This is a genomic window from Dechloromonas hankyongensis, from assembly GCF_022012295.1.
Taxonomy (GTDB): Bacteria; Pseudomonadota; Gammaproteobacteria; order Burkholderiales; family Rhodocyclaceae; genus Azonexus; species Azonexus hankyongensis.
Genome location: NZ_JAKLTN010000001.1, coordinates 940,038 through 952,479, shown reverse-complemented (window position 1 = coordinate 952,479; position 12,442 = coordinate 940,038). Strand labels below are relative to the sequence as shown.

Below are 12,442 nucleotides of genomic sequence, written 5' to 3'. Positions count from 1 at the left end.
TTAGCCTTTCAAGCGCAGCAACGGGTCGCCGGACAGCAGCGCACCGTAGATATGGTCAAAGCGCCGCCCACTCGCTTCAGCGGAGTGCCACTTCACGGCAAACTCACGGCTGCGCCGGCCGATCTCGCGCCGCTTTTCCGGGTTGGCGATCAGGTCGCGCAGGACGGCCTCCACCGTCTGCGGCGTCGCGCTGATGATCGGCAGTTCATCCGCATACTCTGGAATTTCCTCGCGGACACTCTTCAGCCATTCCGGCCGGATGAAGCAGATCACCGGCTTACCGAGCATCATCGCCTCGCGTATGTTTGCTCCGAACCAGCCGAAGGTGAGCATGTCGAGGAAGATGTCGGCCTGCGCCTGGAGGAAACGCACTTCCTTGTTGGGAATGCCGGTCGGCTCGATCAGGTCGATTTGCATGCCCTCAGCACGCAACTTATCGATGAGCGGACGATAAACGTGGGTCGACTTGATGTTCACCCCGTCGCTGCGCGTGCGCTCCTCGCGGTGCCCAACCGCATGGTAGAGGCGGATGGCGCGGCCATCCGTTGCCGGCAGCCGGTAGTTTTCGGGAATCCCGATATCCGGATGCCATAACTCTGGGTCCAGGCAATAGAACTCCGGCACTTCGTGGACTCGTGGGTCGTGGTTGTAATCAACGCGATTACCGCCCAGGGTGCATTGAAAATCCGCGACCTCGTTGCGGAACCGCCCCCAGGCAAGGTTGCGCTCGTCGCTGCAGACCGAAGGCTCGTGCTGCCAGCGACAGATGGCGCACACCGATTCCGGGCCCCACTTCGCAAATGCAGTCTGCGAGACACCGTCGAGGCACCCGTTGTTGGAATACACCAGTTTCTTGCCCAACGCCTTTAGAAGAAAAATCTCCGAGTGTTCCCCGAACTCTCGTGCAGCAGCCGACTTAAGGCTCCAACCGTAGGCGATCCCATGCGCATTGGAAAAATGAACGACATCGTAGCAATATAGTGATTCTAGGAAATAGCCAAGCTCACCTTCGAGCGTCTGCGGCACATCAACGCCAAGACGCGAATCCTGCCCATGGTAGTAGATGTCGTTGGAGAGATTTCCGTCCCAGTTATAGACATCTGCTTTCCAACCCAGCGGCCGCAGCGCCCGCGAGAGATACCAGGCGTTGTAATAGCACTGCCCACAAAATAGAACACGGCGCGAGGCGAGCGCCCGGAACGCCGGCCTCAGGGTCTCGGCAGCAGCGTGGAGAAAACGGAACTCGGTTAGCAGATCCTCAATATCAGGCTTCTCAGGGACGTCCGCTGGCAACCCCGCCGTCGCGCGCACCAGTCGGCGTAAATCCAGCGCACGCTGTTCGACATTCATCGAATTCGCCGATTTTTCCGCGTCGACCGCAGCAGAGAACGCCGCGACCGTGCGCGGCAACTCATTGACGCGCGCAATGACAGGAAAAAGTTCGGCCTTGAGTTCGGCCTTGAGTTCGGCCTTGAGTTCGGCCTTGAGTTCGGCCTTGAGTTCGGCCTTGAGTTCGGCCTTAAGCTCAGCCTTGAGCTCGGCCTTGAGTTCGGCCTTCACGCGTGCGGTCAGTGACCGGCCAAAGCCTGAATCCAGCGCTTTTCTCTCGGCGCCTCGCGCAATTCTCGAAAACATATGCATCCCAAGCAATCAAGGCGCTATTTTACCGTGTCATAGTTTAATATGCGCTGCAAATACACGCCGATGCGTATTTCTTGCGGTCTAACCCGCCCCCTCCCCGGAGAAGGCTACCGACGCCATGCCAACCCAGATTCATCGCCGCATCGATGATCGACAGTCCTGGAACGAATGACGTCGTGCCGTGCTGCGAATAAAACTTGGGAACAAAGCACTGATAGACCAGCGACAATCCGACGGCGGCGAAAGCCTCATCCTCCTGGTAGCCGCCTGCACCACCGCCACAGAGATAGCTTCGGCCGCCAACCTGCCTGGTCAGGTCGATCAGGCGCTGCGTCGCTGTCGAGACTGTCGGGAGACTCGAGCTGCGCACGAAGGAACCAGTCGGCAGGCCGAGCGCGCCGGCCAGCGTCACAATGGCATGGACGTTGTATTCCGCGACATTGTCTTCCGGGTAGCGAACCAGAGGCTCTAGCACGGCGAACGCGTTTTCGAAAAACGGGGCGCGCCGGTAGGCGGCGACTAGCGTCTTCAGCACCTTGGCGCGCCAATCCTCCTTGCAACAAAACACCATTTCATTGATCGCCCGCGTGCCGTGGTGGCTGCGATCTACCGGTGCGGTCAACCAACGCCCCTCGCCATTGATCAGCACCTTGACCCGGTTGGACCACGAGCCACCCGTTTTCGGATACTGCACGTCATCAAGCAGGATGAAGACATCTGCGCGATGGATCTTGTCGAAGTAGCCCAGCCAGGGGAAGAGATTGGGTTGGTGGATGGCGACGAGTTCAGTCATCCAACCCCCTGACCCGGGCCATGCAAACCACATCCAGCCAGTGCCCATCAATACAGGCGGCCTGCCGCAAAAGTCCTTCGCGAACAAATCCGTTCTTCTCGTATACGCGGATCGCTCGCTGATTGGTAGCAAATACGTGGAGGGCAATGCGGTGCAACCCCAGGCTCGAAAACCCATACGCAATCAATTGTCGCACCGCCTCGCTTCCCGATTCCCTGTTTTGGGATGTGGTGGAACCGATGCGGATTTGGAGTTCAGCCGAACGATGCACCGAATGGATGTTGAGAAGCTGACATGAGCCGATAGCCTTGCCACTCTCTGTGTCTTCGATCATGAAAAAAACAACATCCTTCCGAGATCGAATACGCGAGAACCAGGCATCGTGTTCAGGTCTGGAAACTTCCAGGAACGGAGCATTGAAAACTACGAGATCATGATCATTGATCCATCCAAACAAGAGATCGGAATCGGCATCGACAACCGGCCGCAGAAGCACAGCGGAGTTCATGCCGCCGTCCCGCCAGCACCGACTTCTGCCATCTCGGCCTTGAAGCGCCCCCACTTCTTCGCCAAAAACTTTGGAATCTCGTCGGCAAGCTCTTCCAGACGCTCGTTCAGCCCCCCCTCCGCAGTCTCGCAGGTCGGCAAGCCAATGGTGCCGAGATGAACAAGGCCGTCATAACCGATTGATTGCACCTTCCCCCAAGCCGCCAGCGCCGCGATGATCTCGCAGAGGAAGACGCATCCCTCCTCCAGTCGCTGCTTCTGCGCGGTACCGCGGCCATGAACTAACTGGTTACGCAAGCTGACCCACTCTTGGTAGGCATCGCCGCAGACACCCGAAGCGGCCTGCCACGACGACCCGAATACCCCGACAAATAGCCGCCAGCCGTCGATCGCAAGCGCCGGGCTATCGAAAAATGCATTTACCTCGCGGGCGGGCACCTGCCACTCCTTACGCAATACCGCCTTGCACAGGTTGTTGATCTGCCCCTCGTGCAAGCGCCACAACTCGACGAACAAGGCCGCCATCTCGCCGCTCATCCACAGGAAGTCCAGCAATGCGTAACGTTCAGGCAATACATCACGCAAAAACACCAAAGCGCAGGCGGGGCCCGAAAGATTCTCGCGACCGTACGCCAGAATCGTGGCGTCATTTTCAGCCATCACGGCCTTTGCCCGGCCGTAAATGCTGCGGAAAATACGTTGGCGCGGCGGCATAGGGGTCTCCTGCCACCACCCAGGATGCGTCAGCACCTGCAGGCATGGATCAGCTCCCTGGGCAAGCACATCGTGCAAACGGCGAAAACGCCAATAGCCGTTGGAGTCTGAACAGTACGGAACCTCGGTCCTGAATCGCCTCGAATAGCAGTTAACGAGCCCACCGTAAGACTCTGCTTCGCAACGCAAGTGCGAATCCAGCGGGTTGTGAAAGCTGAATGCCACCGGCCTTACGCCGAACACCCCCTCAAGCAATGCTGCTTCTTTGCGAACAACCGCCCCCAAACTTTCCTCATCAACTACGCCATGGAAAGCCGCATCGAAATGGAGCCCAATCTCATGCCCCAACCGAACAATCTCGCGGATGAGCAGAGACTGACTCCCCTCAAATATATTGTATAGCGAACTGTGTGGATTCAGGAAGAAAGTCGAACGAATACCGTGCGAGGCCTCAATACGCGCCAGCCGCAAAGAACGGTTCAACGAGATATCACAATCGTGACGCCATAAAACAAACCTTTCACCCCATGGTATCGCATCGTAAACAACAAAACGATAGCGCTGTTTTGCTAAACGCAATAATTCCGCGTAATGCGCCGTAGTGAAATCAGTAGATAATGTTGAAATCATTCTATGCCACCAGCCTTAGCCCTTGGCAATTGACCATGAACTAATTCCATCATTAACACACCCAGAATCATGTACCAGAACTGTCCTGAACCAACTGCAAGGAATGCCGGCCATTTTCAACTCTAAATGGAATATATCAACTGCCAAATCTTGCTCAGTTCAACGGCAAGACCCTAACCAGGGCAACCAAGGATTCTGTTGATAGTCGCCGGGACTCCTGAAGATATTGTGTAAGGAGGAATGGATTTAGTAACCACCGCGCCAGCACCTATCACAGACATCTTCCCGATCGTTACGCCAGGCAAAATAACAACACTCGCCCCGATCCAAACATCGTCATCTATACAAACCGGAGCTTCAACAATTAACCGATCCTTTATGCAAGGAAGATTCTGCAGTTTCGAATTGTTCGACCCAGACTGAGCAATGATGGTGACATTCGGAGAAACCGCAACCCGTTCACCGAACTTAACAAGCGGAAGATAACCGTCAGAAATTACCAGCCCAGAATTCAACACAGTACCGGCCCCAATCTCGACGCTTGTTAATTGAAAAAAAAGCTTTCGAGTCATGTTGTCGGGATGGTGAGATCCTAACCAGCGAAGTATTTTTTTGTCTAGACCAGCACATATCTCTTGGATCTCCCCTTGATCCAGAGATGCATACTCAAACATCAACCTTAGTATTTTGTCTTTATCTTCACTCATAAACACATATTCAATAAGGACGTGTCCCAAAACGTGTAACAGCACCGTTCGTCATTCCAACGGGAATCGGCAAGACGAAAGATTAAGCTCTGATCGTTGGCACAGGGCTCCGTAGAACGCGTTATTAATGCTCAGGCAATCATATTTGCACGGCACGTCGGAAAAATTGATAGCTGAAAAACTTATATTGCAAAATATTCAACAATAACTCATTCTGGCGCAAGCAGTCTGAAAGGAAAAGTAAAAAAATATGGGTAGCCGCCAATCAACTGAGACTTGCGGATTTCCGACAGATCAATATCGTCACCATACTTGGTTACGTAGTATCGATATGGGTGATCTTTCGTACCCCACCGTGACTTGAAGTGATATACGCCATCCTGACTCAGCCATGTCCCCCCCCAATTCCATGACTTTGCAGACCGTTCGATGACTGCGTCTTTCATGGCCAAGAAGATTAGCAAGCTCAATGGCTGGCCACTTCTGTAGTTTTCCGCTGTCGCAGGAGTGAAATACTCAACGAAATCTTTGAAATAGAAAACCAGCAGCGCCGCGGCCAGATGATCTCCCTTATACGCCAGATAGATGCGGAAGTCATATCCGTATTGGAATTCATCGACGATCGCATCAAAGACCTCTCGTGGCTTCGCCACCCCCCCTATTGCGCGCATGTTTTGTTCATGCATCGCTTGCAGGTCATGAAACGCCTGTCGCGATCCAGTATGGCTAACCCTGAAACCTCCCTTGAGCCCTTTTCTCACCAAATTTCTTGTCTTTTGATGATAAAGCGCAAGGAGTTCAGCTCCCACATCTTCAGATTGTGCGGATGGCAATACTGTAATTTGCCCGATACGGTCATCAAAATAATCTGCCTGCAAGGTACTGTACGATTCTCGCTCGTCGTTCAGAGAAGGCTCAATCACGGTCGAAAGCACCGCACCAATCTCTACGCAATGCTCACGCAACGCTGACAGCAGCGCTATCTTGACCTCAAGCCCGTAGCCCTCCCTTACAACAACTCCCCCGTGGCTACCATAGAACGGTAGCGAATTGACGACCAGCCCTAACGGACCAGCTCGCGAGAAGGTCGGAAGAGCGGCGACAATTTCACCATCGCGATAGGCAAGAAAATAGTGATCTTTAGCCTCCGGAAGTACTCGCCGGAGGAAATTGCGATAACGAATGGAATGATTAAACATTGCACTCGGCGCAGCACTCAAGAGAGCTTCGTATTCACCCTCGGTTGCTTCATCAAGAATTTTTATCTCAAAGGCCATTCTTCAGCAAATCAAACGAACGTCGGATAGCGCCAACTTCCTGATCCGTCAGCGATGGGTAAAAGGGTAGCGAAACAGTTTTCCGGAACAATTCTGTAGCACAAGGGAAATCGTCGTCACTCAAGCCCACGATCCGATGCAGTAGCTCATCCACACCCTTTCGAATAGAAATACCAAAGCTGGAATATTGATTCTGCAACTCCCCAAAAGGCTGGTCGACAAAAACGGTGAATCGGAACATTCCTCCTGAAGCATTTATTTCCTCGGCTTGCAATCCAAATTCCTGCGCAGCACACAGGTACTGTGTGCGTATTAGATTCCTTCGGTTGAGAAACTCCGGATAGCGGGTAAGCTGAGATAATCCGAGGGCGGCCTGCAAATCGGAAAGTGGCATGAACAACCGCTGCCCTTGACCAGCAGCCCCCATAGCAAGCGCACGAGCGCGCGTCGCTAATTCAGGGTCTCGACAAACAAGCATTCCCCCTTCACCCGTCGTCAAGCATTTCGTTGCGTGAAAGGAGTAAACCCCAATGTCTCCCAGTGTGCCCGCCCCCCTCCCCCCCAAGTCCAAGCCGAACGCCTGGCATGCGTCCTCAATTACGGGAACACCAAACGACCTAAGACTGACAATATCGCAGGGCCGGCCGAAAATGTGTACGGCAATGATCGCCTTCGTGCGCCTGGTAATAGCGTTCGAGACTACCTTCTGGTTTAAGACACCCATCAAATCAACATCGCAAATCACGGGCTTGGCGCCAACCGAGATCACCGCATCGAGAACACTCCGGCAAACGTAGGTCGGCAATACAACCTCATCCCGAGCCCCCAGAGATAGCGCTGCAAGCGCGAGAACGATCGCTGAAGATCCGCTCGCCACTGCGATGGCATGCTCTACACGAACGTATTCCTTGACCGCATTTTCGAACGCCTTTGCCTTCTCCCCCTGGGCAATCATATTGCCCGCGAGCGTATCTAATACCGCCTGGCGATCCTGATCGCTAATCCAAGGCCTTGAATGCGGGATATGCAAGTTCGTCATCGCGGAAAGTGCTGACCAAGCCAAGCCTCGACGTTCAGTAGAGACCAGATGAGTAAGCGGCGATTTTGAACCCCCTCCAAGTGTTCTTCGATCAATAGAGAGAGCGCTCTGAAGTCGAGAAACTCGTAAATATGTGCCGCGGGGTCAAGCAGCAGCCTCCTAACGAAGTCAATGCTCTCCCCCTTGAACCAGCTTGCATCCGGCGCAGAAAACCCCTGCTTTTCCCTTTGAGCAACCTCTGTTGGAATGTAGTGCGCCATGGCGTCGCGCAGGAGCTGTTTGCCGTCACGTGTGCGCTCAAAGTAGATCGCGGACTTCCCGCCAGGCTCGTTTTCGTTGATACGGATCACTTGAGCCATGTTGTTGAGCTTGAGCGATACCGGGCAGCGCATCGCGAAATCGACGAGATCGTTGTCGAGAAACGGCACCCGGCTCTCGAGTCCGTGCGCCATGCTGAGTTTGTCGTCCACAACCAGCAGGCCATGGAGAAAGGTCTTGGCCTCGAAGTAGAGCGAGTGGTTGATGTAGTCCTCGGGGGTGTACAGCCGGTCCGAGTGGTGCTTAAAGACATCGCGGAAAATGTCGCGCGTCCAAACATCCTTGACCTCGCCCCACACCGGCGCAAACACCTGCCTGATCTGCGAGTTTGGCAGCAACCGTTGCCAGAACTGGTAGTAGTTGTCGATGTAGTGCTCGAAGTCGTCGTTGACGACGGCACGATAGTAGCGCCACGGGTAGCCGCCGAAGAGTTCGTCGCCGCCAGCCCCGGAAAGCACGACCTTGACGAATTTGGATGCCAGCTTGGCCGCGTAGTAATTGGGATAGCTCTGGCCGACGCGCGGCTCTTCGATATGCCAGGCCAGCTTCGGCAATACGCGCTCCATGTCTCCCGCTTTCAGGACCATCTCGTAGTGCTCGGTCTTGAAGCAGTAGGACATGTATTCGGCCTTGCTGCGCTCGTCGAAGCCCAGCTCCAGACCTGACGCAGAACTGAGGTCGAAACCGCAGGTAAAGGTTTTCATGTACGGGTTGGCGCGTGCAGCGATCGCGGTGATCGACCCGGAATCCATGCCGCCGCTGAGGTAGCTGCCCAGTTCCACGTCGGTCACCAGTTGCCGCATCACCGCCTGCTGGAACAGCCGGTCGAGTTCTTCGCGATAAGCCTCCCTGTCGATCTGTCCCGTGGGTTCGCGAAACTCGAAATCCCAGTATTCGGTGAGCTTGAGCCTTGGCGCACTGTCCGAAAAATTGAGAATGCCATAGTGACCGGCGGGGAAGATCTTCACATCCTGCAGCAGGGTCCGGTCCGTGAAGATATTCTGGAAAGTGAAGTATTCCAGCAGCGCGGGCTTGTCCAGCCGTCGTGGGAACCCCGGCTGGGCGAGTATGGCTTTCTGCTCGGAGCCGAAAGCGAGCGTGTTGCCTACCTGAGCGTAATAGACGGGCTTGATGCCGTAGCGATCCCTTGCCAACAGCAAGCAGCGCTCCTGCCGGTCCCACAGGGCGAAGGCAAACATGCCGTTGAAACGACCGATCGCCTTGTTGCCCCATTGGATCAGCGCATTAAGGAGTACCTCGGAATCCGATTGCGAACGGAAGCGTACGCCCGCGGCCTCCAACTCGGCCCGCAATTCCCGGTAGTTGTAGATCTCGCCGTTATAGGTGAGTACGAAGCGCTGGTCCGCCGAAACCATGGGCTGGGCGGCCGCCTGCGAAAGGTCGATCACCGCCAGTCGGCGGTGCCCGAGGCCGACATTGCCTTCGACCCATTGGCCCTCGCCATCCGGCCCGCGATGGGCGATGGCGTCAGTCATTGCCTTAAGAGTCGCCGGCGAAACGGGCTCCCCCTTGAGGTTGATCAGGCCGGCGATGCCGCACATGGCTCAACGAATCGAATGGAGGGCGGCGGCGACATATTCGAAATCGGCCCGTGCCATGCGGTTGTGCAGCGGGATCGCCATCGTGTGATCGTTGCAGTCACGCGCGCCGGGAAAATCGTCGGGCCGGAGGCCGAAGCGCTGTGCGTAGTAACCAAGCATGTGAACTGCATGGGTTCCGGGACGGGTGGAAATACCGAGCGCCTGCAGGCGCTCCATGATCTCGTTACGCGGCAGCGGGGCCTTTTCGGGGTTTACGTAGAGGACATAAGCCTGCCAGGCGTGTCGAGATTCGTCCTGGACCAACGGCGGAAGCAGCCAGTCGACATCAGCCAGAGACTGGGTATAGAACGCGGCCCACTCGGCACGCTCATCGATGAAGCGGTCCAGTTTGCCGAGCTGAACGAGGCCGACCGCTCCTTGCAGATCGGTCATGCGGTAGTTGAAGCCGAGCAGGTTGAACTCGGGCAGCAGGTACGGACGCGGCCCCTTGTGACGCTGCTCCTCGGAAATGCTGGCTCCATGGTTACGGAGCATGTCGGCGATATCTGCCAAACGATCATCATTGGTTGTGACCATCCCTCCCTCACCTGTCGTGATCGACTTGCGCGGGTGAAACGAAAAAGCAGCCGCGAGTCCGAGGGAGCCTGCTGAACGGCCTTTGTAGCTGGCGCCTGCAGCGCAGGCCGCATCTTCGATGATCGGGATATGCTGAGGCAGGGAGGCGCGAAGCGCGTCCATGTCTGCGCACAGTCCGAAAAGGTGAACTGCGATGACAGCTTTGGTACGAGGCGTAATACGACGGGCGACATCGGCAGGATCGATGTTGTTGGTCCGCCGGTCAACGTCCGCAAAAACAGGGGTCGCACCACAGTAGGCAACGACATTGGCCGTAGCTACCCAGGTAAAGGCCGGAACGATGACCTCGTCCCCCGGCCCGATGCCCATTGCCGCGAGAATGAGGTGTAACCCGGTGGTGCAACTCGTCGTAGCCAAGGCACGCCCGACCCCATGACGTTTCGCGAACTCCTTTTCAAAAGCAGCGACCTTCGGCCCCTGGGTAAGCCAACCGGAGGCAAGCGGTTCCCGAGTAGCCTGCCATTCGTCATCGCCGGTGCAGGGTAGCGAAATCGCGATCGAGCGCTTCTCCATCAGTAGCGCCCCTTGTTGACATCGCGCCAAGCAATCAATTTCTGTAAGCCCTCCCGCAAGCCGTACCTGTATGTGAACGCGAGATCGGATTCTGCCTTTTTAGGGCACCCGATTCGGTGCTGCACTAAGCGACGGGCGTCATCCGGGTGGTATGGCTTGTAGGTGACCTGCAGATCCGATCGCTTGAGTTCAAGGATGAGATCGCAGAGTTGCTTGATGCTGGTTTGCACACCGGAGCCGACGTTGTAAAACTCGTCATTCGCGTCCGATTGGAGAGCCAGCACGTTGCAGCGGGCGACATCCTCGACATCGATGAAGTCGTACGCCTGCGTGCCGTCACCGTTAATGACAGGGGCTTCGTTGGCATCGATCTTATTGAGCATGATCGGGATCACCCCGGTGTAAGCCGCTGTCTGGTCCTGGTGCGGCCCGTAAACATTCATGTAGCGCAGCCCCACGTAGGAAAGACCGTAGCGGTCGTGAAAGGCGCGGCACATCGCTTCTCCCGCGATCTTGGAAGCACCGTAGAAATTGCGATTCATAAAGGGATGGTCTTCTGTCATCGGCACCTCAACCGCGTCGCCATAAACTGAGGCTGATGAAGAGTAGACGAGGCGCTTAATCTTGTTCTTAACACACGCTTCAAGGACATTGAAGGTTCCTTCGATGTTCACGTGAAAAGCGGTGCGTGGGAAATCCTTGCAATGCAGCAACCACATAGCGGCCAGATGAATGACATAGTCGCAGCCGCGCATGGCATCGTCGAGGAGATCCGTTTCGCGGATATCGGCGCCGTTCTGATAAATGACGCAGCGCGGGTCGCCGAGATGCGGCGCCAGGTAGTCCCGCTTGCCGCGGGCAAAATTATCATAAACCAGCACTTGGCCGACATCGGCTTTCAGGAGTTCACCGACCACATGGCTGCCGATGAATCCGGCGCCACCGATCACTAGAACCTTTGTATTCGTCAGTGAATTCATTCTTAATTTTCCAGTTGTTGGAGCCCGAGACGGGCCGCTACTTCATCGGCAATCACCAGGCAGGAGGTCAGTCCGGGTGATTCGATGCCGAATAGGTTCACCAGACCAGGGAAACCATGGACCGATGCATCCTGAATAACGAAGTCCTCGGCAACATTTTCCCGGGAACCTAGTTTGGGGCGGATTCCGGCGTACGCGGGAACGAGACGTTCCTTGTTGCAGTTCGGCCAATAGCTGCGTATTGCAGTACAGAACTTCCTGCGGCGCTCAATATCGACAGAATAACTGATCGCATCCACCCATTCGACATCTGGACCGAACCGCGCCCGCCCCTGCAAATCCAGCGTCAGGTGAATGCCCAGCCCGCCGGGCTCCGGCATCGGGTATATGAGGCGGGAAAAAGGACTCCGGCCAGTCAGTACGAAGTAATTTCCCTTGGCGAAGTAGCACTCGGGGACATGATCTATCGGGAATCCCAAAAGATTGGCCGCAACAAGAGGCGCATCGAGGCCGGCGGCATTGACCAAGAATCGTGACGACACGCGGGTGGATTTTTCGTCATCCAGTTCCACTACCGTTCCCCGCGCTTCGAACCATCCCCGCTTGACCGCCGAGCAACGCGCGAGAATACCTCCGACCGATTCGTAATCCGCGAGAAGGGCATCCATCAATCCATGGCTGTCGAGGATGCCGGTATCGGGCGAACTCAAGGCGGCGACACAAGCAAGTTCCGGTTCCTGGCGGCGCGCTTCCTTGCCGGAAATCATCGCGACACGGCACCGGTTATCTCGAGCATGGCTGACAATGGCTTCCAGCTTACCCTCCTGCTCCCGCCGAGTTGCAACGACAAATTTACCCACACGGCGATGCGCTACGGATTTTCGCTCGCAGTAACGATAGATGCGTTCTGCACCACGCTGGCAGAGCCGCGATTTAAGCGATCCGGCGGGGTAGTACAGTCCCGCATGGATCACTTCGCTGCTTCGGGAACTGATCCCCCGTCCGATACCTTTTTCCCGTTCAAGCAGCACAGTGTGCAACCCGAGCCTTGCCAGGCGCCGGGCACAGGCCAAGCCGACCACACCTGCGCCGACGACGACGGCATCGAAACGTAGTTCTGTCATG

At 55.9% G+C, this 12,442-nt stretch carries 11 protein-coding genes; all 11 read right to left on the bottom strand.

What is annotated here, in order from left to right:
- Entirely contained in the window at nucleotides 1-1,560 is a 1,560-nt protein-coding gene (locus tag LZ012_RS04595; protein WP_275708004.1) for a hypothetical protein, read from the bottom strand.
- A gap of 118 nt (nucleotides 1,561-1,678) precedes the next feature.
- Nucleotides 1,679-2,434 carry a WbqC family protein gene (locus LZ012_RS04590; RefSeq protein ID WP_275708001.1) on the bottom strand — a complete coding sequence of 252 codons (756 nt, stop codon included), beginning with the start codon at nucleotides 2,432-2,434 and terminating at the stop codon, nucleotides 1,679-1,681.
- Nucleotides 2,427-2,942 (bottom strand): GNAT family N-acetyltransferase, encoded by a 516-nt coding sequence (locus LZ012_RS04585; RefSeq protein WP_275707999.1) that lies wholly within the window; start codon nucleotides 2,940-2,942, stop codon nucleotides 2,427-2,429. The genes LZ012_RS04590 and LZ012_RS04585 overlap by 8 nt, the downstream gene beginning before the upstream one ends.
- Nucleotides 2,939-4,285 (bottom strand): polysaccharide deacetylase family protein, encoded by a 1,347-nt coding sequence (locus tag LZ012_RS04580; RefSeq protein ID WP_275707997.1) that lies wholly within the window; start codon nucleotides 4,283-4,285, stop codon nucleotides 2,939-2,941. Before LZ012_RS04580 ends, LZ012_RS04585 begins: the two co-directional genes overlap by 4 nt.
- A gap of 173 nt (nucleotides 4,286-4,458) precedes the next feature.
- Entirely contained in the window at nucleotides 4,459-4,992 is a 534-nt protein-coding gene (locus tag LZ012_RS04575; protein WP_275707995.1) for an acyltransferase, read from the bottom strand.
- 209 nt (nucleotides 4,993-5,201) lie between these two features.
- Entirely contained in the window at nucleotides 5,202-6,269 is a 1,068-nt protein-coding gene (locus LZ012_RS04570) for a GNAT family N-acetyltransferase (RefSeq protein ID WP_275707992.1), read from the bottom strand.
- The gene (locus LZ012_RS04565; RefSeq protein ID WP_275707989.1) at nucleotides 6,259-7,308 is read right to left on the bottom strand and encodes a DegT/DnrJ/EryC1/StrS family aminotransferase; all 1,050 of its coding nucleotides are present in this window, start codon (nucleotides 7,306-7,308) and stop codon (nucleotides 6,259-6,261) included. The genes LZ012_RS04570 and LZ012_RS04565 overlap by 11 nt, the downstream gene beginning before the upstream one ends.
- Nucleotides 7,305-9,188 carry an asparagine synthase (glutamine-hydrolyzing) gene (asnB, locus tag LZ012_RS04560; RefSeq protein WP_275707986.1) on the bottom strand — a complete coding sequence of 628 codons (1,884 nt, stop codon included), beginning with the start codon at nucleotides 9,186-9,188 and terminating at the stop codon, nucleotides 7,305-7,307. Before asnB ends, LZ012_RS04565 begins: the two co-directional genes overlap by 4 nt.
- 3 nt (nucleotides 9,189-9,191) lie before the next feature.
- Nucleotides 9,192-10,337, bottom strand: coding sequence for a DegT/DnrJ/EryC1/StrS family aminotransferase (locus tag LZ012_RS04555; RefSeq protein ID WP_275707983.1), 1,146 nt, complete (start codon nucleotides 10,335-10,337; stop codon nucleotides 9,192-9,194).
- A complete protein-coding gene (locus tag LZ012_RS04550; protein WP_275707980.1) occupies nucleotides 10,337-11,317 on the bottom strand; it encodes an NAD-dependent epimerase/dehydratase family protein in 981 nt (326 codons plus the stop codon). The genes LZ012_RS04555 and LZ012_RS04550 overlap by 1 nt, the downstream gene beginning before the upstream one ends.
- Nucleotides 11,318-11,319: 2 nt before the next feature.
- Nucleotides 11,320-12,441 (bottom strand): NAD(P)/FAD-dependent oxidoreductase, encoded by a 1,122-nt coding sequence (locus LZ012_RS04545; RefSeq protein ID WP_275707977.1) that lies wholly within the window; start codon nucleotides 12,439-12,441, stop codon nucleotides 11,320-11,322.
- Nucleotide 12,442: the final 1 nt, after the last annotated feature.